Below are 24,854 nucleotides of genomic sequence, written 5' to 3'. Positions count from 1 at the left end.
CAGACCCGCATGGCCTGCCGTGCCTGCGGGATCGAAAGCGACATGGCGCATGTCATTTCCGTGCCGCATGTTTTGTTGGACAAACCCAGCATGGGGTTCAACCGCTGCTCTGCTTGCGGGACGCTGAATTGCGATTTGACGGTCTTCACCGATTACGACGAAGATAACGCTTTTACGGAAAACGCGCAGTGGATGCGCCACTACCTGCAATCCGGCGCAGGCATTGATTTCATGATCAGACCCTTACAGCGAATTGGCATGCGCGGGCAGCTTTCCTTGCTGGATGTCGGCTGTGGTGTCGGTTTTACGGTCAGCTACTGGAACTGGGCCAAAGGCGACGGACATGGCGTTGAACCGTCCGCCTATGGCCGGTTGGGGTCGCGAATTTTGGATGACAGTATCATTCCCGATTATCTTTCGGACGTTCCCGCGCTGAACGGTCGCAAGTTTGATCGGGTCTTCTCATCCGAAGTGATCGAACATGTGAATGATACAGCGAGTTTTGTGGCCGAATTGAAAGCTGTGACCGCGCAGGATGGCATTCTTGTCCTGACAACGCCCAATGCGGGTTACATAGACCCTTTGAACCCGTTGGGTGTCTTGATGGCAGCCCTATCGCCCGGCTTGCACCGTCTGCTCTTCTCGCAGCAGGCGCTTGAAGATCTGCTGCGCCGGACAGGCTTTGCCTATGTGTCCGTACTAGAGGTCAATGAACGGCTGATCGCATATGCCTCCGAGGTGCCCTTTGAGCGCATCGAGGATCCCGCGGCGGAAAGGAAATCTTATGTGCGGTATCTGCTCGACAAGTCCGCCACCGCAGATGACCCTGACCTCCTGAGCGGGCTGTTGTTCAGGGCATTCAAGGAACAGGTCAATGCGGGTGATTTTGATGGTGCCTTGTCCACGGCAAACGCATTGCTCGCACTGATCCAAGGGACCTATGAGCTTGATCCGGCTAATCCTGAAACAATGCGTGAACGCGTTTTGAGAACCTCCACTTTCGAGGAATTCGGCATGGTAGCGCCTTATTTTACGCCGGCTTACCTATATTATGCGGCCATGCTGACCTTACAGGGCAAGGCGTTTTTACCGGATGCCTTGCGAGGATTTGAAGTCGCGGCAGAACTGATACAACACGGTATTGCGCTGGCGCCCAGCCTTTTCCAGGAGGCGGCGTCGCTATACTGGCCCGCCAAGCTGCATGTCGCCATCGCCGCCATGCGCCTTGACCAGCACGACAAGGCCAAAGCTGTGTTGCAGGAAATTCTGGATGGCGACAGTCACATGATGGCGCGACCCGACAACGCCCTGCAGCTACGCGCTCTGCGCGAACTTGGTGTTGCTACCCTGCAAAGTGGCGAGCCGGAGCGCGCCATGGCCTTGTTCCGGCAAATAGCCGAGCGGGCACCCCATATGCGGGCTGATGTCGTGGGGCTTTACACAACCGCGCATGGTCAGGCGCAAGAGCGCATAAGACCTTTTCTCAAGGCATGAACAGATCGCGAAACGCCTGATGCTTGTGCAGGGTCTATGCCGCCTGCCACAACCAGAAGACATATAACGACACCAGGCTGCCCCCCGGGTGGCGTTGTTAGCCGCAGGGCAATGCTGGACGCGCACCCCCGGATCAGGGATGCGCGGCCTCGCGTTTTGATCAATCACAGGTCCATGAATAGCGCGAGAAATCAAACTCGACGCTTTGCATCGGCACCCAGGCAAAGCCTTCCAGGCAGACATGCACCGCATGCCGTTGCTGTTGCGCCAGCAGCCAGACAGACCGCTGATCCTCGGTCAGTTTCGTGCCGATGTCGCGGTAGATCGCGTTGCGCGCATCGGGGTCGGTTTCCAGCCGCGAGGCGTCGATCATCGCATCGACCTCTGGGTCGTTTACCCAATCCATCGAGGCCCAGCTCCCCGCAGCATCAGAATGATATTGCACATAGAACACCGAATCCGGTGACGGATAGGTCGGGCCATAGAAGACCTGGCTGAAATGCGGCGTGGTCTCGATCGAGGTGGCCAGTTCGGTCACCCGGTTCCACGGCTCGGGCTGGATCGTCACGCGAAACCCGATCTGTTCCAGGTTTGACGTCAGCAACAATGCGATTTCTTCCTGAAAGGCCGTGTTGGCGACATAGGTATGCACCAGATCAATCGGCGCGCCGGTGAAATAGGGCGATTGTTCCAGCTCGGCCCGTGCTGCCTCTAGATCGAAAACAGGCGCTGTCGCATCTGTTGGCACCGCATCGGCGAACGCGCTGGCCAGCGGCCCGGTCATCACGCTGCCGGGATAAAGCACATTGCGGATTGTCTCGTAATCCGTGGCCAGCGCAATCGCCCGCCGCACATGGATATCATCGGTGGGGGCCAGTTGGTTGTTCAGCTTGAGGTAATAACCCGTGGCTGTTGCTGCCTCGATAAGCCGGTAATCGTCCTGGGCGGCGATGCCGTCATAGGTTTCGGTCGATTGATATTGCGACGACAGCCCCAATTCGCCGCGCCGCGCCAGCGCGCGCACGGTGGATTCGTCACGCGTGACCACCAGCCGGACCTCATCGATCGGCCGGTTCTGTGCCCAGCCGGCGTGGTAATCGGCATTGCGCCGCAGCACCATTTCGGACCCGCGCGTCCAGCTTTGCAGCGTGAAAGGCCCGGCACCCAGCGGGGTTTCGGCCAATTGCGCCTCGCCCCAGATGTCATCATCATTTGTCGTGACCGCGTTCTGGTTCACGACAAAGATCAGCGGGGTGACGGCGATAAAGGGCGAGTAGACCTCTGTCAGGGTGAATTCGACGGTATGATCGTCCAGCGCGACCACGGCATCAGGTTCCACGATGCCTTCGAACAGATAGCTGGCCCCTTGCTGGATCGCCATCAGACGCTGCACCGAATAGACCACATCCGCCGCCGTGACCGGGCTACCATCGGTAAAGGTGGCACTGGGTTTCAGCCGGAATGTATAGGTCAGGTCGTCGTCCGAAATCTCCCAGCTTTCGGCAAGCTGCGGGATGACATTGCCGTCGGGATCGACCGTGGTCAGCCCGTCATACAGGTTCACCGCGGCCATATATTCGGTGTAATCGCTGACTTTGGCGGGATCGATGCTGCCGATGATCTGCACCATATTGACGGTGATCGCGACCTCGTCCTGGGCAAGGGCGGGCAGCCCCCCCGATGCGAAGGTCCCGGCAAGGGCTGTTGCGTAAAGTAGTTTTTTCATTTGGTAACCTCCATGTTGCGTGGTTTGTCCTTGGGTCGTCTTGCCCGCACCAGGTCTTCGAGCGGCTGAAACGGATGCGGGTAGCCAAAATAGGCTGGACCGGCCAGGGCCAGCCCGCCGTCGCTGCGCCATTGCGGATCGGCGGGCAGGCCGATCAGCCGGATGGCCAGACCAAAGCGTAGGTTTTCGGTCGTGACCGGCAGGCCGCCATCGGCATCCAGCGCGCAGATCAGATCCGGCGTCAGTGCAAGCGGCTGGCCCTCATCATCTTCCAGACACAGAAATTCGTTCTGGAAGGACAGGATGAATGCGCGGCCTGAATCCTCATCCATGCCACGCAGCCGCGCGCGCCCACGCGCAAAGCCGCCGGTTGTCTTGCGTTCGATATCAAGCACCCGCGCGGTGCACAGATCAAACCCGCCGCGCATCTTGATCAGCGCGGCCGCCGGATGCCGGTTGGCGGCGCGTTCAGTCAGGATCGTTTTGCCGATATCATGGATCAGGCTGAGCGTGCCATGCAGCAGCCCTTGTTTCATCTGACGCCCCGACATCGGGTAAAGAGCGACCAAAGCTGCGCCGCCCATCTCGACGGTTGCCGCACGGGCCAGCCGTTCGGTCCATTGATTGGATACCGCGTTCAGCACGCCGGTATTGCCTTTGTCATCGGCGATCACCATCGGCGTGGCCGAGATATCATGCAGGGTCAGGCTGACCATTTGCAATTCGGGGAAAGCGCGCCCCATACCGTCGCCATCGATCAGCGGCAGGCCCGTCGCTGCCGCCACCGCAAAGGGGATGGTGGAATTCAACCCGCCCGCCTCGATGCAGATCAGGAAATCGGCTTTGCGGCCCAGATAGGCCTCCAGCGCGCGCAGGGCGGCCAGGGCCTCGTCGCCATTGGGCAGCTTTTCGACCATCACGGTTGGCGCACCCATCATGCAGACCGGCACGCAAAGCGCGTCATCGGGCACATCGGCGGCGGCAACCACCTTGACCGGGCCGTGGTCTGTCATCATCGCGCGGGCCATCAGCTTGCCGATATACGGGTCGCCGCCGCCGCCGGTGCCCAGAAAGGCCCCGCCAAGCGAGATTGCTTCCATGTCGTCAGGTCCGATGATACGGGTCATGCTGCCCCCTTTTCCGCCAGCGGCGCGTAGGTGATATCAGGATGGCCAAAGGCCGCAGGCCCGACCACGTTCAGGGCCTCGTCGCTGCGCAGCAGCGGGTGGCAAGGCAGGGCCAACACCGCGATCCGCTGGCCATAGCGCAGCAGTTCGGTGGTGATCGGCAGGCCGGTATCAAGTTCCAGCACCACGACCAGATCGGGCACGCAGACCTGCATTTCCCCATCGCGGCGGAAGATCAGGAATTCGTTCTGGATCACGATCTCGCCCTGCGAGCCGCGGCAATCGTCCAGCCCCTCGATCCGGGCTATTCCGACGTTGAAACCACCTTTGAAATGCCGTTGCAGATCGGTGATCTTGCCGGAAAACACATGCTGCCCGCCTTCGCGTGCGCAGATCGTCGCGACCGGGTCGTCATGGGTCTTGCGCGCGTCGATCACGGCCTGACCCAGACCGATCGCCTGGGTATAGGTATGCGGAATGGCATAGCGTTTCATGAACGCCCCCGACATTGGCGCAGAGGCCAGCACCGAGGCACCGCCCTGGGCGATCACGCAGGCCCGCGCCATGGTTTCGTGCCATTTTTCGGTGATTGCATGATCAAAGCTGACGACATTGCCATGCGGATCGCACATCACGGATGGGGTCGAGCGATGGCCGTAGATCGAATAGGTGGTCATCTGCATTTCGGGAAAGGCGCGGCCCATCCCATCGCCATCTACCACCGGCAGCCCGGCCATGGCGCCGACCACAAGCGGTTCCATTGCATTCTGGCCGCCGATTTCTTCGCAACCGATGGCATCGGCGGTAAAGCCCAGCCGGTGTTCCAGCGCCCGCAGGCAGCGCAACCCTTCGCGACCTTCCTTGATCCGCTCAAAAGAAATCAAGGGTGCGCCGATCCCGCCCACGGCCACGATCTGCGCCTCGTCATCCAGATCATCCAGTGACAGCAGGCGCATTTCATAATCAGCGCGCAGCATTTCACGCGCGCGCAGCTTGCCGATATAGGGATTGCCGCCGCCGCCGGTGCCCAAGATACCCGCGCCGATTTCCAATGCGATGATATCGTCTTCGGTCAGCAGGCGGCCTTTTCGTGGATGATCAAGCATCAAGCGCCCCCATTTCCCCGACGACTTTGACGTGAATGCGGGTGGCATTGCCGGGCAGATAGGCCAGCGGCACGTCTTCGCGCTCGATCACGTCAAGCGTGTCTTCGCGCGCACCTGCGGCGATAGCGGCGGCGCGGGCCTCTGCCTCTGCATCGGCAAGGCAGGCGTCGCGTGTGCGCCCTTCGAGCGAGAAGATCCGGTCCACTTCGCCCGAAATCTGCGCGATGGCTGCACCCACGGCATTGGCCACGGCAAAGTTTTCGGGCCGCAGCACCTTCAGCCCACCGATAGTGTCAGGCGCAAGGATCGACCCGCCACCCACTGCGATCACCGGCATTGGATCGGGGCTGATGCGGGTGCGTTCCACGGCGGTTTCCAGCATTTCGGCAATCCGGGCGCGGGCCGCAGTCACCAGCGCCGGATCAAGGTCCGCGACAAGGCTGGCCTCGCCGATATCGGCCGTGCCCGCCGCGACGGCGATATCGGTGCAGGTCAGGGTCGTTCCGCCAAAGACCAAGGCCTCTTTTGTCAGCCTATAGCCGACAGACCGCGGGCCGACGACCAGCGTCTCGGCCGTGCCATCGACGCGGGTGCCCCCGCCCAGCCCGATGGAAAACACATCTGGCATGCGGAAATTGGTCCGCACCCCCCCGACATCGACCACGCTAGAGGCTTGGCGCGGAAAGCCGTGTTGCAGCGCGCCCACATCGGTTGTGGTGCCGCCGATATCAATCACGATGGCGTCTTTCAGACCGGTGAGGAAGGCCGCCCCGCGCATCGAATTGGTCGGGCCAGAGGCAAAGGTCAGCACCGGGAACCGGCGCACCATATCCGCCGCCATCAAGGTGCCGTCATTCTGGGTGACATAGAACGGGCAGGTCAGCCCGGCCTCTGACAGGGCGCGCCCAAAGGCCGAGACGGTCTGATCCGACAATGTCAGCAGGCTGGCATTCATGATCGCGGCGCTTTCGCGTTCCAGCAGGCCGATGCGGCCAATCTGTGACGACATGACGACGGCCAGACCGGGGCAGCGTTCCTGCAGGATATCGCGGGCGCGCTCTTCCATGGCGCGGTTGATCGGCGAGAACACCGAAGAGATCGCCGCCGCGCGGATGCCCTTGGCGTTGATATCATCGGCCACCCTTAGCAAGCCGTCTTCGTCCAGCGGTGCGATTTCGCGCCCGTCGAATTCATAGCCGCCATGCAGCAGGTAACGGTGGCCGCCGACCTCTGCCACCAGATCGGCGGGCCAGTCCACCATCGGCGGCAGGCAGGCGGTGGCGGGCAGGCCCAGCCGGATCGCGGCGACCGGGTCCAGCGCGCGGCGTTCCACCACGGCATTGGTGAAATGCGTCGTGCCGATCATGGTCACGTCGATGGCATCGCGCGCCACACCTGCCTGCGCGATCACGGCTTCCAATGCGTCGCTGATGCCGGTCATGACGTCTTCGGTTGTCATGCGCTTGACGCCTGCCAGCACGCGGCGGCCATCAAGGATCACCGCGTCGGTATTGGTGCCGCCGACATCAATGCCCAGTCTCATTCTCATTCTTCTTCTCCTTCTTGCTCATGCCGCCGAGGACACGAGAAATTTTGATCGCTCTTCATCGGTGACTTTGGGTTTCTGCGCTTCCTCTGCGTCGGTGATGACGGGAATCGCGGAAATAAGGGCGCGGGTGTAGGGGTGGCTGGGGTTTGCAAAGACCTCTGCCGGCGTGCCCTGTTCGACGACCTGCCCACGCAGCATGATCGCGATGCGTGAACAGAAATTACGCATCAGCGACAGATCATGGCTGATGAACAGATAGGTCAGACCCAGTTCATCGCGCAGCTCTTCCAGCAGGGCGATGACCTTTTTCTGCACGGAAACATCCAGCGCGGATGTCGGTTCATCCAGCACCAAGAGGCGCGGATTGGCGGCCAGCGCACGGGCAATTGCCACGCGCTGTTTTTGTCCGCCCGATAATTCATGCGGATAGCGGCTGACATAATCCGCGCCCAGCCCGACACGGTCCAGCAAGGCTGCGATCTGGCGGGGATGCTGCGATCTGGGTGTCTGCGAAAAGTCGAACGGCACCTGCAAGGTCTGGCCCACCGTGCGCTTGGGGTTCAACGAGGTGCCGGGGTTCTGATAGACGATCTGCGCCAAACCCCGGTCCGCGCGCCCATCCAGCCGGTCGGTCAGCGGCTGCCCATCAAGGATCACCCGGCCCGAGGTGGGGCGCATGATCCCCATGATCATCCGCGCGACGGTGGTTTTGCCCGATCCGCTTTCGCCGGCCAGCCCGAAAATCTCGCCTTTGGCGATCTCGATATCCACGCCTTTGACGGCACTATTGACCACGGGCGCGCGCAGCAGGCGCTTTTCGATGAAATCCTTGCCGACGTCTTCGAGCTTGACCAGCGTCTGTTGCGGGGTGGCTGGCTGGTCCTTGACCTGCGGCCCATAAAGCGGCGGGATCGCGGCGATCAGCTCTTTGGCGTAATCGGTGCGCGGTGTTGCAAAGAGCTGTTTCAGCGGCGCGTTTTCGACGATCTCGCCTTTATGCATCACATAGACCTGGTCGGCGGTCATCCGCACCACGCCCAGATTATGGGTGATCATCAGCAGCGATAGCCCATCCTCGACCACCAGCGCATTCAGCAGTTTGAGGATTTCATCCTGTGTTGTCACATCCAGCGCGGTGCCCGGTTCATCGGCGATCAGCAAGGCGGGGCGGTTCATCAGCGCCAGCGCGATCAGCACCCGCTGGCGCATGCCGCCCGACAGCTGCGATGGATAGGCGCGCATCACGCGGTCGGGGTCCGCAAGCTGCACCTTGCGCAGCACTTGCCGGATATGATCGCGCCGGGCGGCCCGGCTGCGACCCTGGCCTTTGCGCCGGTCCGCCCAGTAAAGCACATCCTCCAGATGGGTGCCGATGGAAAACACCGGGTTGAACGAGGATAAAGGGTCCTGCATCACCACCGACATCTCGACGCCCTTCAGAGCCTCGCGGGTGGCACTGCTTTGCAGCAACAGGTCCTTGCCGTGCCACAGGATCTTGCCGCTTTCCACCGCGGCATTGCGGGGCAGGGTGTCAAGGATCGCCTTTGACGTCACCGATTTGCCAGAGCCGGTTTCGCCGATCAGCGCGACACGCTGGCCCGGTTCGATCTTCAGCGAGACATCACGCAGCGCATGGCTGCGCTGGCCATAGCTGGTAAAGGACAGGTTGAGGTTCTGAATATCAAGCAATGCCATCGCCTAGACCTCTACATCGAACATGTCGCGCAGCCCGTCGCCCAGCAGGTTGAAACCCAGCGTGACGTAAAAGATCCCCAATGCAGGCCCCAACACCCCCCACCAGAGTTCGGGCAGGAATTGGCGGCCATCGGCGACCATAGACCCCAGGTCCGGGGTTGGCGGGCGCACACCCAGACCCAGAAAGGACAGGGTTGCGCCGAACAGGATGATGAAAGCCGCATCCAGCGTCGTCTTGACCGAAATGACCGCGATGCAATTGGGCAGGATTTCGCGGGTCAGGATATGCCAATGCGATGCACCTGCCAGACGGGTGGCCTCGATGTAATCCTCGGCGGCGACGGATTTGGCGACGCGGTAGACCAGCCGCGCATGCCAGGTCCACCACAGCAGCGCGATGGCGATCATCGCATTGATCAGATTGGGGTTCAGGATATTGCCAACCGCCAAAGCCATGACCAGGGGCGGGATTGCCAGCATGACATTTGTAAAACCGGTGATGACAAATTCGGCCCGGCCCCCGAAATAGCCCGCAGCCAGGCCCAAAGCCGCCCCGACCGGCACCGCGACGCCCAAGACGCCCACGACCAGCAATAGCGACACCCGAAAGCCATAGATCACCCGCGTCAGGATATCGCGGCCCACCTTATCGGTGCCCAGCCAATGATCGGCGTTTGGTGCAACGTGCCGGTTGCTGAAATCCAGCACATTGCCGCTATGGTCGGGATAGGGGGCGATCCAGGGGGCAAAGGCCACACAGATCAGCACTGACAGCACCATCAGCGCGCCGATGATCGCCACCGGGTTGGACCGGAACCGCAGCCAGGCCATGCGGCGCGCGGTCAGGATTACGTTTGGCGCGTCTTGGGTGGGCATCAGCGACCCTCTTTCATACGGATACGGGGGTCGATCAGGCCGACGATGATATCAATCACCAGGTTCGCCACGACAAAGAACAGCCCCGACAGCATGACGACCGCCATCACGGAATTGAGATCTTTTTGCAGGATCGATTCCAATCCATGTGACGCAAAGCCACCCCAGGCAAAGACCATCTCGACGACGAAGGCATTGCCGATCAACGAGGCGAATTCCAACCCCATGATGGTCAGCGGCGCGACCGAGGATAGTTTCAGCAAATAGCGGAAGGTCACGACACGCCCCGGCACGCCGAAACTGCGCAGGGTCTGGACATGATCGCGGCGCTGGTTCTCGATCATCGCAGAGCGTGTGATCCGCATGATCTGTGCGATCCCCGATAGCGACAGGGCGATGGCGGGGAATGCCAGATGTTGCAATGCGCTGAGCGTCACATCCAGCCGTCCGGTCAGCAGGCCGTCGATCGTCAGCAGGCCGGTGGGGCCGTCAGGCGCGCCGATCCCGCGCTCTATGCGCCCCAGGATCGGCCAGTCATTCAGATAATAGGCGGCACATAATTGCAGCAGGATCGCGGCCAGAAACGCAGGCATCGTCACGCCGACCAGCGAAAACAGCCGCAGCAATGTATCGCCCCAAGTGTTCTGATAGCGCGCCGACAAGACCCCCAGCGGCACGCCCAGCACCAGCATCAGGACCAGGGTCGCCAGTACCAGTTCCAGCGTGGCGGGCAGCAGGCCCATCACCTCGGCGGCGACGGGGCGGCCGGAAATCAGCGACAGCCCGAAATCGCCCTGGACCGCGCCGCCAAGGAAATTGACATATTGCAGGGGCAGCGGATCATCCAAACCCATCTGCGCGCGCATCGCGTCAATCTGTGCGGCACTGGCCGCAGGCCCCAGCGCCATGCGCGCCGGATCGCCGGGCACCACGCGCGCCAGGACGAAGATCATCATCGACAAGACCAGTAGCACGGCAAGTAAACCGGCAATCCGCCTGAGGATGAATTCGGCAAAGCTGGGTGGCATGGTCGCTCCGGCAGGTGTCCAATTGCCGGCAGCTTGCGGGGGCGGGCCCTGATGATCCAGCGGTCCGAGGGATAGGTTTTTGTGCTTTAGGGATAGGTTTAGGTTTTCAGGATGTGGCGGCTGCGCGCGATGTCAATCGCCTGCCGCCGGTCCGCCGCGCCCAATTTGGCGTAAAGGTTGCGCAGGTGAAATTTGATCGTAGGCAGGCTGACACGCATTTCGCGGGCCAGTTCCTTGTTTGAACAGCCTTCCGACAGCAACAAAAGCGCGCGCAATTCCTGCCGCGATAAAAGCCCGGTGACCGCCACATCCAGCGCCCCGCGCCGCAGGTCGCGCGGCACTGGCCTGTTTTCCATCGGGCCGCCTGCCATGCGCGGATCATCCAGCATGGCGACGACAAGCTGGCGTTCCTCCAACACCGGCGCGCGGCAAGAGCGTGCCGCCGTCGTATCAAGCACATGCGCCAGCAGGCGGCGCGCCTCGCCGATCTTGCCGCGTCGGCGCGCAGACCAGGCCTGCCAGATCGCCAGACATTGCCGTTGCCGCCAGGACAGATGCGGATTGGCCGCCAGCATCGCCAATTGATCGCCAAGCAGGGTATCGCGCGGACGTTCCAGCAGCTTTTGGCGCAGCCAGATCAGGGCCTGCGTCAGATCCTCGGCATCGCGCAGATCGGTCAGGTTCTCGCCAGCGCTTTCGATCCAGATATGACCGATGCGTGTTGCCATGGTTTCAAGCTGGGTGCGGGCCTCGCGCCAGCGGTTGGCGGATTGCAGGATCAGCACTTCGCGTTGTGCGACCAGCAGGCGAAACCGTCTTGTGCGCCACATCTGCACCCGCCAGCTGTCGATATATTGCAGCGCTGCCGCGGCGCCGCGCAATTGCAGCAGGGATTCCGCGCCAAAGGCCAGCGCCTGTGCGGCGATGGTCGGCCATAATTCACCATATGCAAAGCGTTCGAATGCGGTTTCGGCAAAGCGCGCCATCTTTTCCGGGCGGCCCTGTTCATAGGCGACCTGTGCATCCAGCAATTCCAGAAACAGATCGTCCTGCGGCGTCTCGAACGCGGTATTCCCCAGTTTCTGCCGCGCCAATGCCAGCCGTGGTGCGGCGTCATTTGGTGCGCCCGCCATCAGATGCATCAGCGCAAGATGGACATGGATATAGAATGCCAGATAGGGCGCGCCCGCTGCATCGTAATGCGCCAAAGCGCGTTCGCCTGTTGCAATCGCCTCACCCATGCGGCCACTGCGGATCTGTTCATCCAGCGCCACATTATAGACCGAGCCGCGCAACAGATGGTTTTCGGGCGGGGCCTCTGCCAGCAGGGCGGCGAATTCCCCATAGAAATTGGCGCTGACCGGCTTGTCGCTGTAAACGCCCAGCAGCAGGCGGACCATGCGCAATTCCGGCGGGATATTCTGCCGGGACAGCAATGCGGCGCGGTCAGGCGCTGCCGCTGGATTCAGGATCGTCTGTTCCGCCGCATCCAGCAACAAGGCGGCATGGCTGGCTTGGCCGCTTTTCAACGCGACCATGACGCGCAACGCCAGCACCGATGGATCGGGATCCTGCCCGAAAGCATCCAGCACGGCGCGCGCCTCGGCCGGGCCTTCCATGTGGCCCAGCATGACGCCGCCGCCGCGTTCCAGGATCGCCAGCGCCCGCCGCCGGTGCCCCGCCGCCAATGCCGAACGGATCGCGACGCCGGGTTCGCCCGCTGCCTCTAACAGGCGGCTGGTGCGTGTTTCGACCGCGATCTCGGCCATGGCATCGCGGAACATCTGCCCTAGTGCCGGGGTGCGATAGGTCCAGCGGTCGCTATTTTGCACCACAAGCGGTTGCAGCCAATGCAGCGCCGCGCAGGCATCGGAATCCAGCGGGGCCGCGTCTAGCCCGCGCCGCGACAGCGCCAGCGCATGCAGCACCGCGACCGTGCCGCCATCTATCCTGTCCAGCACCGTATCACGCAGATAGGCGGTGGGGATCGACTGTGCCGCAGAGCTTGGCATTTCGCGGCTGAAAAAGGCGGATAGTGCCGGCCAGCCGCCGCTTTGGTGAAAGCTGGGATCATCACCTGCTGCCAGAAACAGATCGGCATTGCCGACAATGCGCAGATCACCGTAAAGCCGCAGCCTGGCGAAATCCGTGATCTGCTGTGGCGCGGCGCTGATGATGATCCGGGTCTGCCCGGACGGCAATGCAAAATGCGCCCCTGCGGGCAGGTCGATCAGACCGAGCCTTGCCCCCGGCGGCACATCGCATGGCGCGGTGACGACTTGCGCGCCGGATAATTCTGCGATCCGGGCCAAAAGCGTTGATCGCCCGGTGCCCGGCAGCGCCGAGATCAGCACCAAAGGGTCCGCCCCTGCCAGGATGCTTTCCGCCAGCCTGCTGTGCGGCGGATAAAGACCAAGTGTTGCGCGCAAATTCCGATCTTTCCTGTGGTCCGTAAGCCTTGCTTGCACAGATGCCACCAAAATCGGGCCGGTTCAAACCATGCATGCCCCGCCGCGCAATTGGACAACGACAGGCCATTGGGCTATCAGCCGTCAAATAGGCGCTTTTGCCTTTGCGCAGGTGCCTGCGCGCGGCGGCGCAGGCGGCCCGCGCCACCCAAGATCCCATCAGTTGACGCGTATTCAGCACGATCCCGAAGTTATTTGAAGGAGACGAACGCCATGGCCAAGAACATGAATTTAAGCGGTTTCACGACGGCCCAAACCAAGTCGGAAACCACGATGGACAAAACCACCCGCGTCGTCAAACAAATCAAGGATGCCGAAGCAAAGCAGCGCGAGGACAAGATGGCGCGCCTGCGCAAAGCTCGCCACGAAAGTGAAGCCAGGGCCGGCAAAGACCCATCGTCCTGACCTATATCCGGCGCCCCAGGGCGTCGGCAGGGCTTGCATTCAGACTATCGAAATAGCCACAGCCTCCGCGCCCGGCGCTGATTAGGCAGTTTGCGGGCATGATTTGGGAGACGGCATCAGCGACCTTGCCGGGGCGCTGGCCGATGGGGCATGCCGTTGAAACGCGGGCCTATGTGCTGCTTGGGGGCAATCAATAGCTGATCTTTCGCAAGGCAAAGGCGAGCGATTGCATGCACGCAGGAGCAGTGAATGCATCCTGATGAGAGTGAAGTGAATATAATTTTTTCACGCTGCGAATTAAATAAAAGCACTATTAAATATCGAAAGATAGAATAATGATCAATTGATCCACATTGGTTACATTTTTATAATTACTTTTTGCCTACTAATAACTTTATTTATGTTTGCTTACAAATATCGCAAATACCTATTGTGTGTTATGCGCGGATTCGTCTGTGCGGGTATAATTCATCAATATAGAAGGTGCGATTAATACTATGACAGATATTGAAAACGATACATCAAAACAGTCAGTTACCCGCGAAATCGAATATGTCCGGGCCATGGGTGCGGTAGATCACACCTTGCGTGCATCGGCGAATTTGGGCGTCTATGAATTCATCCTCCTTCTGCTCGAAAAAGGAGAACCCGGACTGCCGCTGTACGCGACTCTCGACCGGGTAAAGTCGCGATATAGCACGCGCTCGGGAATGATCAAGCGTATCGCAGAACTGCGTAAACAGGGATTGCTGATCGAGCGCAAAGGCAGAAAACAGTCAGAGGTGTTGCTGCAACCATCGCAAGAATTGGTTGATCAGTTACTGCCTATCCTTGGCATCAAAAGCAATGTTGATCGGGTAAATTATGCCACTGTGACGCTGTGCAACATTCCGGATGAATCCGACGAAATGAAGATTTCAACCTTCCTGTCGGCAGATGCAAAGCCCGGCCGTCAATCTGCGCATCAAGCATAACGCCTGAAAAATGAAAGCCCCCATTGATAAAGAGCTTGATCGGCTCCGGTATCTCGCTGGAACGAAATACCTGAAAATTTTCATAAAATACCCAGAGTATTGGGAGCTGATGCTGTTGATTGCGATCAACGAGAACAACCAAGACATCGGGATCGAGGACTATCTTGATAACATTGCGACAATGCAGGTTAATCGGGTGACGGTCCGGAATTTTATCAAAGACCGTGTTGCCGAGGGAACGATATTATCACGGCAGGGCGAAAAGAAAAGCCGTCGGATGTTGACCTTGAGCGATAAGGTAACTGAAGAGTTGAAAGATTACTTTCAACACTACCAAATTAAAATAAACCAATTCGCTTCAAGAGATTAAACATGATTAGCGCAGAACAATCGCACCTCAACGTAAAAACGGCAAATGCAAAACATGGGGTGGCGGGATCGCATGGCCGCTATCGTCGGTTGACCCTGCTGAATGCTTTGGCGGTTACGACCTCCTTGGTGGGCTGTGGTCAAGCGCCGGATGATATTGCCAGCATGCGTTTAGTGATCGATGAACAAATCCTTTTGGAAACGTCAGATATTGACGCAACCGAAACAACACCCTTGCAGCTTGGTCAATTCGAGGCGGCGCTTTTGGCGGCGGTCTCTCAAAATGATCTCTACCGCGCGGCGCTGGCCGCGGAAACCGCCGCGAAAGCTCAGGTGAATACTGCGCTCAGCAGTAAACGACCCCAGATATCAAGCAGCCTGAACGCAGGCTTGATACAGGATACGTCGAATGATGACGACGTCGAAAAAGGTGCTATAGCCGGCATCAATCTGTCGCAATTGATTTATGATGGTGGTGAAAGCACTGCCGAAATAAACCGCGCAAATGCCCAGGTCTTGATTGCCGAAGCCGACCGTATGGTACGTGGAAATGACGTAGCTTCGCAGGCCGCGCGGGCTTGGGTGGATGTATGGCAACAGCAATCACGCGCGGAATTGCTTGGCTCGCGTATCTCGAAGCTAAATGAGCTTATTAGTCAGGTTGAACGCATGGCCGCCAATGGCATGGTGGACCGGTCTGTCGTTGACAGTGCAACGCGTGAACGCCTGGAATTCGAAATGGTCAATCTGAATATCCAGGCGGACCTGCAAGATGCCGAATTGAGATTCCAGAGCTTATTTAATACATCCCCTGTGCGTTTATCGCTGCCTGCAAATGTAATCACAGCGCCCGCAATCAGGGCAGAGGCCAGCGCGCCGCTGCAGGCACCCGAATTGCAGAAAAGCGTGGCCGAATTGATCGTTGCGCGCAGCGCAGTTTCTAGCGCCGAGGCGGGATTTGAACCGCGCGTCAGATTGCAGGCGGGCGTTCGCTCGCCGGTCGATCAGCAAGATGATGTCAATGGCTCGCTTGGCATGGTCGTGGAATATGTGATTGGCGATGGCGGGCGGCGCCAATCGCAATTCGACTCCGCGACCGCGCAATTGCAAAGAGCAGAGGCACAAGTTGCCGCCGCCAAACAGGCGTTGGAAACGGATCTCGATATCTCAATAACGCGGCTGGATGCAATTGAACGCAGCCTGCAGATTGTAACCCAGCGTGAAGAATTGGCTTTCGCCCGGATTGACACGTTGCAGTCGCAGCTTGCCACCGGCCAAACCGGTCTGAGCCAGCTGATCGACGCCGAGGTGCAGCTATTTCGTGTACGAGATCAAAGCATTGCGATGCGGGCGGAACGCGAAATCCTTGTGCTGACGATAGGTGCGCGCCTGGGTCTATTGGCGCGTGAGATCGGCTTGCGCGATGCGGATTCATAAAGAATTCCACCACAGCGGTGTCAAAGCATTTTCGGCAATCAAACGTCGGTAAAGCAAGTCCAAGAGAAAGAATTTCCTAATGCAGGGTTTCCAATCCAATCAACAAGAAACCGACGGCGCTGATCAAGCCGCCGATCATGCGGAACCCGCTGATCTGGCTGTCGTTCCGGCAGCTGAGGCCACCGAAAGTTTCGAAGATTTTCATCTGATCCTGGCGGTCAAATTTGTTCTTGCGAAATCAGGGTTCAGTTTCTCGGCGGCAGCTGTGCGTGATCTTGCGGAATTATCCAGCGATGTTTTCGGCCCACGGGCTGCGGTTTCCGCGTTTCAACATTTGAATTTCGAAGCAAATTTCGGCGAAATGCCGGTGACAGCGCTGAAGCAGAGCCATTGCCCCGCGATCGGCTTTACGCATACTGACCAGGCTGTCGTCATCGTTTCCGTCGAACCGGATGGAGAGCTGGAAATTGTCCGCTTTGACAAGGATGAAAGCCAGACGGTCGAACGGATCGCGAAAGAAGAGATCGAGGATCAATTACAGCCGCATTTCGTACTGTGCCGAAAGCTGCATGTCAGCGCAAAGCCGAAGGGCAAGAATGATTGGTTCTTTGGGTCGTTTCTGCAGGGGAAATGGCTTTATGGTCAGGTGATCATCGCTGCGGCGTTGACGAACTTTCTGGGACTGTCGACGTCGCTTTTCATCATGGTTGTCTATGATCGCGTCGTACCTAACGAAGCGATTGAATCCCTGATTGCATTGACGATTGGTGTCATGCTGGCGTTGGGTTTTGATTTCATTATCAAAACGCTCCGCTCGCAATTTGTGGACCGCGCGGGGAAGCGCGCCGATACACGGATGCTGCGGCTGATCTTTGACAAAATCCTGAATATGAAACTGGATCACAGGAAGCAAAAAGCCGGCGCAATGGCCAGTATTGTTCGGGAATTCGACACGTTGCGCGAGTTTTTCACATCCGCAACCCTGATTGCCATTGTCGATATTCCGTTCATTTTCTTCTTCATTTGGGTCATCTCGCTGATCGCGGGGCCATTGGCGTTGATCCCGCTGATCGCGGTGCCATTGGTCATTCTGTCCGGCTTGGTTATTCAGCCGTTTCTGGCGTTGAATACAAAGAATGCCATGCAAAGCAATATGTCAAAGCAGAGCGTTCTGGTCGAAACGCTGAACGGGCTGGAAACTGTTCAGGCCACTGGTTCTGGCCGCCTGATGCGTCGCCGGTTTGAAGAAGCCGCAGATGCACAATCCGAACTTGGGTTGAAAAGCCGGATGCTGTCGCAATTCGCCATCAACTCGGCGGCGTCAATTCAGCAATTTGCGCAGGTCGCGACGATTTTCTATGGCGTGTTTCTTATCCAGGACGGCACCATCACCATGGGGGCGATGATCGCGGCGGTCATTCTGGGCGGCAGGACGCTGGCACCTTTGTCCCAATTGGCGGCGGCAATGTCGCGGGCGAATGGCGCACTCGAGGCTTATCGGTCGCTTTCCAGCGTGATGGCCTCTAGCGAGGACCAGCCAGACGAAACATTGCAGCGCCTGAGCCGCCCCAAGATGGCCGGTAGCGTCGAGCTGCGCAATGTCAGCTATTCCTTTCCAGGGTCGAGCAACCCGATCATCAAGAACCTGTCCCTGAAAATCGAACCGGGCGAAAAGGTGGCAATTGTCGGCCGCATGGGGTCTGGCAAATCGACGGTTTCGCGGCTGATTTCGGGGCTGATTACGCCCAGCGAAGGCGCGGTGCTGATTGACGGTGTCGATGTCAGACAGATTGATAAATCCGATCTGCGCCGCAACCTTGGGATCATGTTGCAGGATACCTGGCTGTTTTCCGGTACGATCAAAGAAAACCTGCAAATGGGTTTTTATGAATATGACGATGCGCATATTCTGAATATCGCGAAAATCTCTGGTGTTGATGATTTCGTCGCCGGTGACCAGCGCGGTTATGACATGGAATTGAAAGAACGTGGCGAGGGGCTTTCCGGCGGTCAACGCCAGTCAATCAATCTTGCCCGCGCTTTGCTGCACGATCCTGCGGTGGTCGTGTTGGATGAACCGACCAGTTCGATGGATACCGTCACCGAAAAAGGCGTGGTGGACCGTTTGAAACTTTGGTCGGGTGACCGGACCGTCATCATGGTGACGCATCGCAATTCGCTTCTTGAATTGGCCGACCGTGTTTTGGTTGTCGATCGCGGCAGTATCGTTGCCGACACGACACCTGACAGAATTAGATCATAGACAGGCGGGATGCATTAGATGTCATCAATCAACTTCAAAGCACTTTCGCGCGATATGGCCGGCCGCGAGGGCCTGTCTGGATCAACGATATTGGGCACAATTGTCGTGCTGGTCGTGGCCATTTTCATCTGGGCCAGCTGGGCCGAGCTGGATAATGTGACGCGCGGCGAAGGCCGCGTGATATCCTCGGTGCAAAACCAGCTTGTTCAGGCCGCCGAGGGTGGCGTTATTCTGCGCCGTTTCGTGTCCGAGAATACGATTGTCGGTGAAGGTGATGTCCTGTTTGAAATCGACCCGATTGATTCAAGCAGCGAATTGAATCGTCTGAACCAGCGCCTGACTGGTCTGGACGTCAAGGAATCCCGCCTGCGTGCCGAGATTGATGGCACCGATTTCGACCCGCCCAACCATGTCAGCGCGATGTCGCCGCTTGTCAGCTTGACCGAACAATCCCTGTTCGCTGCGCGTCGTGCAGAGCTGGCCGGACGGATCGCGGTTCTCGAACAGCGGCTGCAACAGCGGTCGCAAGATCTGGTTGCTGCTGAAAACATCGCGGGGACCGCCGCGCGCACCGTGGCGCTGTTGCAAGAGGAAATCGAATTGGTCGAACCGCTGGTGCGCGACAATATCGTGCCTGCGACGCGGCTGCTGGAATTGCGGCGGCAGATGGAACAGGCGCGCGGCGACGGGGAACGCGCGGCGGTGTCGATGGCCCAGGCTGAATCCGGCATGGCCGAACTGCAGGCCGAGATGGTGAATGCCCGTGACAATTACACCCTGCGCGCCATGGACGAGCTGAACGATGTCGTCGCCGAACAAAGCGAATTGCGCGAGGCGCTGCCAAAGCTTGAAGAACGCGTCAGCCGGACCATCATCCGCGCCCCGATGGAAGGCATCGTCAGCCGCCTGAATTTCCGCACGCCGGGCGGTTTTGTGGCGACCGGTGACGTGATGCTGGAACTGGTCCCCACCGGCGAGGCCCTGGTGGTCGAGGCGCGGATCATGCCGCAGGACATCTCGCGCATCCGCTTGGATGATGACGTGCGGATCCGGCTTTCGGCCTATGATTCGTCGAAATACGGCTCTGTCGCCGGGCGGGTGATCGAGATCAGCCCCGACGCCGTCGCCGACGAGCAGAACCCCAACGCCCCCAGCAGCTATCTGGTCGAGGTCGCGATCGAGGGTGAATTGCGCGTAGATAGTGGCGAAATTGTGACACTTATCCCGGGTATGACGGCCACCGTTGATGTGCTTTCGGGCAAGCGGACGGTGCTGGAATATATCTGGCAGCCGGTGGCAAAGATACAGGAACTCGCCCTGCGCGATTAACGCGGGCCATAGCGGGAATATAGCGCAAAACCCCTTGTAATCCGGGGTTTTGGGGCGCGGCGGGGCAGGGGGCCTCGCGGCACCCGCTGCCCTGCCGCACATCATGCGGCAGCGCGGCGCATCAGGCCATCAACGCCAAAAAGTGTTTATAAATAAAGGTAAAGATGTCCCCCATTTTTGCATCTAAACCGATACGCGATTGGGGGCGAGTTTTCGAAGCCCTTAACAACATCGGTAAAAAAGGACCAAAAATGAACAAGATCGTTTCGACAGACTTCATCGCTGATGATGTACAACGTCTGGTGCCCGTGGATGCAGCCGCAACCACGCCAAAGAATGCCGCTGTTGCCAAGCTGATGAAAGCTTGGGAAGCGAAAACAACGCAGCGCACCGCCAAGGGCGCTGGTCTGACACTGATGGCCGTCTCGCTGGCTGCGTGTAATGACGACAGCACGACGACAAGCACGACGACGCCAACGACGCCAACGACACCTGCTGGCCAAACCTTCACGCTCACTACAGGCGCCGACAACTTCACGGGCGCTGCTGGGAACGATACTTTCTCAGCATCTGTTTCGGCAACGGCCGCAGAAAACACGCTTTCTAACACAGACACGATCAGCGGTGGTGCTGGCACCGACACTGTAAACGTGGTCGCAAATGTGCTAGCCGCAAACATTGGCGTTGCTTCGGTGGGCATGTCCGGCATCGAAGTAATTAACATTCGCGCGATTGATGAAGTAATTAACATTCGCGCGATTGATGGTGACGGTACCGTTGCGGCTGACGCTGCAACGTTTAACGCAGGTCTCGCCACTGGTATTACCGCTGTTAACGCTGACCGTAGCAATAGCAACATTGCAGTAACGGGCCTCGAGGCCGGTGCCGCAATAGGTATGGTCGGCAATGGCTCAGTCGTTAACGGCATTGTAAGCTTCGCTTACGCGACTGCGACATCCGCCCAAACGATTAACATTTCGGGTGGTACACTCAACTCTGGCGTGGCTAATATTACCGCTACTGCAAGTACAGGCGTGACAACCGCGACAATCAATTCGACTGGTGCTGCGAACAAGGTCGACACAATTCTTTTGGATAGTGCCGGTGCGAATACTGTAACATCTTTGACAGTAAATGCGACCACAGGTCTTACAGCAACCCTGACGGGCGCAGACTTTGCAACCACTGCAGCGTTTGATATTAACGGCGCTGGTGCAGTCGACCTGGGTACTGCTGCTAACGTGAAAACGATCAATGCTTCTGACAACAGCGGTGGCGTAACGATTGCCCTCGGCACCAATACCACCAGCTTCGTAGGTGGTTCCGGTAATGACGTTATCACGACTGCTGCAATAGGCTCAACAGCGGCAGTAAGTGGTGGCGCTGGTCGCGACACACTCGTGGTGAATGCGGTTACAGACCTCGACTCCGCTGCAGATGCTGCAAAGTACACTGGATTTGAGGTTGTTCGGACGGCTACTTCTTACGATGCGTCGCTCGTAAGCTCGGTAACGGCGCTCGAGATCACCGCGACAGGCGGTGCGACAACGTTTACTAACCTCAATGCGGCTCAAGCATCTGACATCACTATTACTGGTGCAGTTAACGCCGGCAGCGGGGTTACCTTCTCGCTGGCAAACGCTGTAGGCACATCTGACGCCTTGACCCTTAAGCTTGGCGCGGCTTCGACTGCTACTGGCGCTGCAGTGGATGCCGACGCTCTCACTGTAAACGGTTTTGAGACAATCAATCTGGCCTCAATTCACGGGGCGAGCGCAACTGCTGCTAACAAGGTTGCTACGGTAGCAAGCTTCACTGCGGATGCAGCAACGAGCATCGTCCTTACAGGTTCGTCGTTTAATCTTGAAAACGTGGCGACTGCCAAAGCTGTCACGATCGATGCTACCGCTCTGACAGGCAACGGCGCTGCCACAAGCTTGGGCCTTGTCGCTGCGGGCAGCTTGTTTGCTGCGTCGACAGTCAAGGGTTCAGCAGCTGTTGATCAGTACACGATCGGTGCTGCTGGGTCCACTTACCTGGGCAATGCTGGTAATGATACGTTCACCTCTACTACCCAAGCAATTCTGACCGGTTCGGTCTTAATTGACGGTGGCGATGGTACAGATACGCTGACGATGTCTGAGTCGGCTACGACCACCAATACACTGACTATCGCAGATACAATGTTTAGCAAGGTTGCAAACATTGAGAACATTTCCTTGAGTGGCGCGGTTGCAGGGGACTTGACCTGGACGTTGGGTGGCTTCGCGAACACACTCGCGTCAAGCACTTCAAATGTTCTGAAAGTTACTGCTGCAAACATTGCTTCGGGAGCTACAGCCGACGTGATTACGGTTGATGCGAGTAACCTGACTGGTGCGAACGCTCTTGAGCTTACATTGACCAACACTGTTGTAACTGGTGCTTCTAATGCAGGAACAGATGTTTACACCGGGGGCGCAGGAAACGACAAGTTCATTATTAACTACGACGCAAACCATGCAGATGACACTAGCATTGTTACTATCAACGGTGGTGCTGGTGACGACACAATCACCTTCACGATGGGAACGGGTACTTCAGTACCTGGCACCATCACCTTAGACGGTGGCGCTGGTAATGACACAATAACTGGTTCTGTTGAAGTCGATACAATCACTGGTGGTGCTGGAACCGATACAATGACTGGTGGTGCCGGTAGTGATATCTTCGTGATTACAACTGCTGCTCACTCGAATGCTGCAACTGCTGGCGCGATTGATAAGATCACCGATTTCGTTGGTGGTGCTGCAGACGATCTGAAAGTGGGCGTGGCTGCTACTGAGCTTAACTCTCAGACGCTTACGATTTCGTACTCTGAGGCCGACACAATCGCTGAACTTAATGGTTTGCTCAATGCAGCCACTGGATCCGCGACAACGGCTAAGTTCGATGGTACGGGTGCCGATGCTGCTCTGTTGACCCTGTCAGATGGCAAAATTCTTCTTGCGGTCGACATCGATGGTAGCGGTTCATTCACAGCTGCCGATGTTGTTGTCGAATTGACTGGTCTGACTGGTACACTGGCTGCTACCGACATCATCGTATAAGAGTTCGCTCTTTCGAAATGGTCCTGCCCCTTCGGGGGCAGGTACCTACCTGAAAATCATTCTTACCAAGCATCATTTTTGATGTTGAAGCTGTCGGTGCCACTGAGCATTCATTTGCTACCAAACCAATTTGGCGCCGGTGCTTCTGAGTTCTGGTCCTTCTCATGGTGAGTGATAAACCCCGTGCGTAAGTGCGGGGTTTTTCTTTGGTAAATACACGTCAGGAATATCCATGCCCCGCTATGAACTGATCACCAAATCCGGCTTTGCTGCGCAGGCCTGGCGGCGATATGACAACCATGCCTTTGCCGCGACGGACGCTGTTGCTCCGCTTTTGGTGCAGGAACTGGCGAAGGCCTGCATGAGCTTGCCTATCGCCTTTCTGCAGCAGGGCGACGCCTTTGTTCCCCATGCCGTTCAGGGGCTGGAAGCTGGCCGCAACTTGTTCGTGGTCAACGGCACATGGGTCGGCCCCTACACCCCCGCCGCCTATCGCGGCTATCCTTTCGCACTGGCGCAGGGTGACGGCGATGATCTGCATCTGTGCATCGACATGGACAGCGGGCTGGTGGGCGCGGGTGACGGTTTCGACCAGCCGTTTTTCGATGACGCGGGCGAGGCCGCGCAACCGGTCAAGGACGCGCTGAATTTTCTGCAGCAGATCCACAACAACCGCGCCGTCACCAAGCGTGTGTGCGCCGCACTGGCCGCCGAAGACCTGTTCCAGCCCTGGCCGTTGAAAGTGCAAGGCCCCAATGGCGAACGCCGCGTCGACGGCCTGTTCCGCATCGACGAGGCCCGTTTGAACAGCCTTGATGCCGACGCCTTGGCCCGCGTTCAAAAGGCCGGTGGTCTGCCCGTTGCTTACTGCCAATTGCTAAGCATGGGCAATATCCAGACGCTGGGCCTGATTGCGCGCAAATTGGAAGAGGTCAAAAACCGGATGCCCGAAATGAGTGACCAGATCGATGTTGACGGGATATTGCAGCGGCATAAATCCTCCGCACCAGAGCAAGATTTAGAACCGGTCGAAAACGACAATGTCGTCAATATCGCCGCCGATACCGGCGATTTCGATCTGTCGGCATTTGTGAAACCCGAGAAAAGCGATTAAATTCCGGCAGGCGCGACCACCACAAATAACCAAAGAATTGAGAGAATTTCATGACCAAGACCAAAGCCGCCACCATCACCATCGACGAAAAACAATACGCACTTGCCGATCTGACCGAGGCCGCGCGCGCCCATATCGCCAATATCCAGTTCGTCGATGCGCAAATCCAACAGTTGAACAATGAATGGGCGGTTTGCGACACGGCCCGCATGGCCTATACCGCCGCGTTCAGCCGTGAATTGGCCAAAGCCTGATCCGATTACCGACAGCGACAATAGAAAGATTGAAATGCCCAAAATCACCGTAGACGGCACCGAATACGACACCGAAAACCTCAGCACGAACGGCAAGGCCCAATTGGCCAGCCTGCAATTCCTCGAAGTGCAGATGCAGAAGCTGAAAAACGAAATTGCGGTCTATCAGACAGCCCGCGCTGGCTATGCTGCCGCATTGAAGGCAGAGCTTGAAAAAACCGGGACAGCGTGACGCGATGAATGCGATCACTGCCGTGATATTGTCCGTCGGCATGATCGGGGCGGCAGCATTCCTGTCGTCCTATTCACCCATGGCGATAGCCCAGACCCAGCCTGCACCAGATACTAATACTGTGTTGAACACCGGTGCCGATGCGCTGCTGACCATGCCGCTGTTAGAAGACAAACTTTGGTTTATCCATGCCTATGGTGGCCGTGTGCGGGCATGTACCGCTGATGGTGCTAGTATCGCAGGCGAACGACCCGCGCCGAAATGTTCGCAGTGGAGTGAATACTGATCTGTGCATCTGTGCATCTGCGCACTGTCACGC

20 protein-coding genes are annotated in these 24,854 nt (G+C 58.2%); 12 read left to right on the top strand and 8 right to left on the bottom strand.

Going from position 1 to position 24,854, the window contains the following annotated elements:
- Window positions 1-9 precede the first annotated feature (9 nt).
- Window positions 10-1,494: a methyltransferase domain-containing protein gene (locus LOKVESSMR4R_RS12080; RefSeq protein WP_157898204.1), complete on the top strand. Its 1,485-nt coding sequence runs from the start codon at window positions 10-12 to the stop codon at window positions 1,492-1,494.
- A gap of 160 nt (window positions 1,495-1,654) precedes the next feature.
- On the opposite strand, the gene LOKVESSMR4R_RS12075 is transcribed toward LOKVESSMR4R_RS12080, so the two are convergent.
- The 8 genes from LOKVESSMR4R_RS12075 to LOKVESSMR4R_RS12040 all read right to left on the bottom strand — a co-directional run bounded on the left by LOKVESSMR4R_RS12075 (window position 1,655) and on the right by LOKVESSMR4R_RS12040 (window position 13,030).
- Window positions 1,655-3,220, bottom strand: a complete 1,566-nt coding sequence (locus LOKVESSMR4R_RS12075; protein ID WP_087208736.1) for an ABC transporter substrate-binding protein — start codon at window positions 3,218-3,220, stop codon at window positions 1,655-1,657.
- Window positions 3,217-4,347, bottom strand: a complete 1,131-nt coding sequence (locus LOKVESSMR4R_RS12070) for a DUF917 domain-containing protein (RefSeq protein WP_087208734.1) — start codon at window positions 4,345-4,347, stop codon at window positions 3,217-3,219. Before LOKVESSMR4R_RS12070 ends, LOKVESSMR4R_RS12075 begins: the two co-directional genes overlap by 4 nt.
- Window positions 4,344-5,453, bottom strand: a complete 1,110-nt coding sequence (locus tag LOKVESSMR4R_RS12065) for a DUF917 domain-containing protein (protein WP_087208732.1) — start codon at window positions 5,451-5,453, stop codon at window positions 4,344-4,346. Before LOKVESSMR4R_RS12065 ends, LOKVESSMR4R_RS12070 begins: the two co-directional genes overlap by 4 nt.
- The gene (locus tag LOKVESSMR4R_RS12060; RefSeq protein ID WP_237331776.1) at window positions 5,446-7,002 is read right to left on the bottom strand and encodes a hydantoinase/oxoprolinase N-terminal domain-containing protein; all 1,557 of its coding nucleotides are present in this window, start codon (window positions 7,000-7,002) and stop codon (window positions 5,446-5,448) included. The genes LOKVESSMR4R_RS12065 and LOKVESSMR4R_RS12060 overlap by 8 nt, the downstream gene beginning before the upstream one ends.
- A gap of 18 nt (window positions 7,003-7,020) precedes the next feature.
- Window positions 7,021-8,697 carry a dipeptide ABC transporter ATP-binding protein gene (locus LOKVESSMR4R_RS12055; protein WP_087208726.1) on the bottom strand — a complete coding sequence of 559 codons (1,677 nt, stop codon included), beginning with the start codon at window positions 8,695-8,697 and terminating at the stop codon, window positions 7,021-7,023.
- A 3-nt stretch (window positions 8,698-8,700) separates the two neighbouring features.
- A complete protein-coding gene (locus tag LOKVESSMR4R_RS12050; RefSeq protein ID WP_087208724.1) occupies window positions 8,701-9,573 on the bottom strand; it encodes an ABC transporter permease in 873 nt (290 codons plus the stop codon).
- Window positions 9,573-10,601 (bottom strand): ABC transporter permease, encoded by a 1,029-nt coding sequence (locus LOKVESSMR4R_RS12045; RefSeq protein ID WP_087208723.1) that lies wholly within the window; start codon window positions 10,599-10,601, stop codon window positions 9,573-9,575. Before LOKVESSMR4R_RS12045 ends, LOKVESSMR4R_RS12050 begins: the two co-directional genes overlap by 1 nt.
- 98 nt (window positions 10,602-10,699) lie before the next feature.
- Window positions 10,700-13,030 (bottom strand): helix-turn-helix transcriptional regulator, encoded by a 2,331-nt coding sequence (locus tag LOKVESSMR4R_RS12040; RefSeq protein WP_087208721.1) that lies wholly within the window; start codon window positions 13,028-13,030, stop codon window positions 10,700-10,702.
- Window positions 13,031-13,282: 252 nt separating this feature from the next.
- Between LOKVESSMR4R_RS12040 and LOKVESSMR4R_RS12035 the strand changes: the two genes are divergently transcribed.
- The 11 genes from LOKVESSMR4R_RS12035 (at window position 13,283) to LOKVESSMR4R_RS11985 (ending at window position 24,821) form a co-directional block, all read left to right on the top strand.
- A complete protein-coding gene (locus tag LOKVESSMR4R_RS12035) occupies window positions 13,283-13,474 on the top strand; it encodes a hypothetical protein (protein ID WP_087208720.1) in 192 nt (63 codons plus the stop codon).
- A gap of 497 nt (window positions 13,475-13,971) precedes the next feature.
- Window positions 13,972-14,448 (top strand): hypothetical protein, encoded by a 477-nt coding sequence (locus LOKVESSMR4R_RS12030; protein WP_087208718.1) that lies wholly within the window; start codon window positions 13,972-13,974, stop codon window positions 14,446-14,448.
- A 10-nt stretch (window positions 14,449-14,458) separates the two neighbouring features.
- Complete coding sequence (locus LOKVESSMR4R_RS12025) at window positions 14,459-14,818, top strand: hypothetical protein (protein ID WP_087208716.1); 360 nt, start codon at window positions 14,459-14,461, stop codon at window positions 14,816-14,818.
- A gap of 2 nt (window positions 14,819-14,820) precedes the next feature.
- A complete protein-coding gene (locus LOKVESSMR4R_RS12020) occupies window positions 14,821-16,254 on the top strand; it encodes a TolC family protein (RefSeq protein ID WP_087208715.1) in 1,434 nt (477 codons plus the stop codon).
- A 79-nt stretch (window positions 16,255-16,333) separates the two neighbouring features.
- On the top strand, window positions 16,334-18,517 hold the full coding sequence (locus LOKVESSMR4R_RS12015; protein WP_087208713.1) for a type I secretion system permease/ATPase: 2,184 nt from the start codon (window positions 16,334-16,336) through the stop codon (window positions 18,515-18,517).
- 18 nt (window positions 18,518-18,535) lie between these two features.
- Window positions 18,536-19,846 (top strand): HlyD family type I secretion periplasmic adaptor subunit, encoded by a 1,311-nt coding sequence (locus LOKVESSMR4R_RS12010; protein ID WP_087208711.1) that lies wholly within the window; start codon window positions 18,536-18,538, stop codon window positions 19,844-19,846.
- A gap of 251 nt (window positions 19,847-20,097) precedes the next feature.
- Window positions 20,098-22,935 carry a beta strand repeat-containing protein gene (locus LOKVESSMR4R_RS12005; protein WP_087208709.1) on the top strand — a complete coding sequence of 946 codons (2,838 nt, stop codon included), beginning with the start codon at window positions 20,098-20,100 and terminating at the stop codon, window positions 22,933-22,935.
- 232 nt (window positions 22,936-23,167) lie between these two features.
- Window positions 23,168-24,049 (top strand): SapC family protein, encoded by an 882-nt coding sequence (locus tag LOKVESSMR4R_RS12000; RefSeq protein ID WP_087208707.1) that lies wholly within the window; start codon window positions 23,168-23,170, stop codon window positions 24,047-24,049.
- Window positions 24,050-24,099: 50 nt separating this feature from the next.
- Window positions 24,100-24,303 (top strand): DUF6447 family protein, encoded by a 204-nt coding sequence (locus LOKVESSMR4R_RS11995; RefSeq protein ID WP_087208705.1) that lies wholly within the window; start codon window positions 24,100-24,102, stop codon window positions 24,301-24,303.
- A gap of 34 nt (window positions 24,304-24,337) precedes the next feature.
- Window positions 24,338-24,535 (top strand): DUF6447 family protein, encoded by a 198-nt coding sequence (locus LOKVESSMR4R_RS11990; protein ID WP_087208703.1) that lies wholly within the window; start codon window positions 24,338-24,340, stop codon window positions 24,533-24,535.
- Complete coding sequence (locus LOKVESSMR4R_RS11985; RefSeq protein ID WP_237331775.1) at window positions 24,513-24,821, top strand: hypothetical protein; 309 nt, start codon at window positions 24,513-24,515, stop codon at window positions 24,819-24,821. The genes LOKVESSMR4R_RS11990 and LOKVESSMR4R_RS11985 overlap by 23 nt, the downstream gene beginning before the upstream one ends.
- Window positions 24,822-24,854: the final 33 nt, after the last annotated feature.

The sequence above is a fragment of the Yoonia vestfoldensis genome (assembly GCF_002158905.1).
GTDB lineage: Bacteria > Pseudomonadota > Alphaproteobacteria > Rhodobacterales > Rhodobacteraceae > Yoonia > Yoonia vestfoldensis_B.
The sequence above is the reverse complement of the archived record's forward strand: the minus strand, read 5'-3'. Positions and strand labels throughout refer to the sequence as shown.

Coding starts and splice junctions, on each gene's coding strand:
- LOKVESSMR4R_RS12065 (WP_087208732.1), bottom strand. CDS start 5,453: ATGCTTGATCATCCACGAAAAGGCCGCCTGCTGACCGAAGACGATATC.
- LOKVESSMR4R_RS12000 (WP_087208707.1), top strand. CDS start 23,168: ATGCCCCGCTATGAACTGATCACCAAATCCGGCTTTGCTGCGCAGGCC.
- LOKVESSMR4R_RS12015 (WP_087208713.1), top strand. CDS start 16,334: ATGCAGGGTTTCCAATCCAATCAACAAGAAACCGACGGCGCTGATCAA.
- LOKVESSMR4R_RS12075 (WP_087208736.1), bottom strand. CDS start 3,220: ATGAAAAAACTACTTTACGCAACAGCCCTTGCCGGGACCTTCGCATCG.
- LOKVESSMR4R_RS12060 (WP_237331776.1), bottom strand. CDS start 7,002: ATGAGAATGAGACTGGGCATTGATGTCGGCGGCACCAATACCGACGCG.
- LOKVESSMR4R_RS12070 (WP_087208734.1), bottom strand. CDS start 4,347: ATGACCCGTATCATCGGACCTGACGACATGGAAGCAATCTCGCTTGGC.
- LOKVESSMR4R_RS12020 (WP_087208715.1), top strand. CDS start 14,821: ATGATTAGCGCAGAACAATCGCACCTCAACGTAAAAACGGCAAATGCA.
- LOKVESSMR4R_RS12055 (WP_087208726.1), bottom strand. CDS start 8,697: ATGGCATTGCTTGATATTCAGAACCTCAACCTGTCCTTTACCAGCTAT.
- LOKVESSMR4R_RS11995 (WP_087208705.1), top strand. CDS start 24,100: ATGACCAAGACCAAAGCCGCCACCATCACCATCGACGAAAAACAATAC.
- LOKVESSMR4R_RS12080 (WP_157898204.1), top strand. CDS start 10: ATGGCCTGCCGTGCCTGCGGGATCGAAAGCGACATGGCGCATGTCATT.
- LOKVESSMR4R_RS12045 (WP_087208723.1), bottom strand. CDS start 10,601: ATGCCACCCAGCTTTGCCGAATTCATCCTCAGGCGGATTGCCGGTTTA.
- LOKVESSMR4R_RS11990 (WP_087208703.1), top strand. CDS start 24,338: ATGCCCAAAATCACCGTAGACGGCACCGAATACGACACCGAAAACCTC.
- LOKVESSMR4R_RS12050 (WP_087208724.1), bottom strand. CDS start 9,573: ATGCCCACCCAAGACGCGCCAAACGTAATCCTGACCGCGCGCCGCATG.
- LOKVESSMR4R_RS12010 (WP_087208711.1), top strand. CDS start 18,536: ATGTCATCAATCAACTTCAAAGCACTTTCGCGCGATATGGCCGGCCGC.
- LOKVESSMR4R_RS12025 (WP_087208716.1), top strand. CDS start 14,459: ATGAAAGCCCCCATTGATAAAGAGCTTGATCGGCTCCGGTATCTCGCT.
- LOKVESSMR4R_RS12035 (WP_087208720.1), top strand. CDS start 13,283: ATGGCCAAGAACATGAATTTAAGCGGTTTCACGACGGCCCAAACCAAG.
- LOKVESSMR4R_RS12030 (WP_087208718.1), top strand. CDS start 13,972: ATGACAGATATTGAAAACGATACATCAAAACAGTCAGTTACCCGCGAA.
- LOKVESSMR4R_RS12005 (WP_087208709.1), top strand. CDS start 20,098: ATGAACAAGATCGTTTCGACAGACTTCATCGCTGATGATGTACAACGT.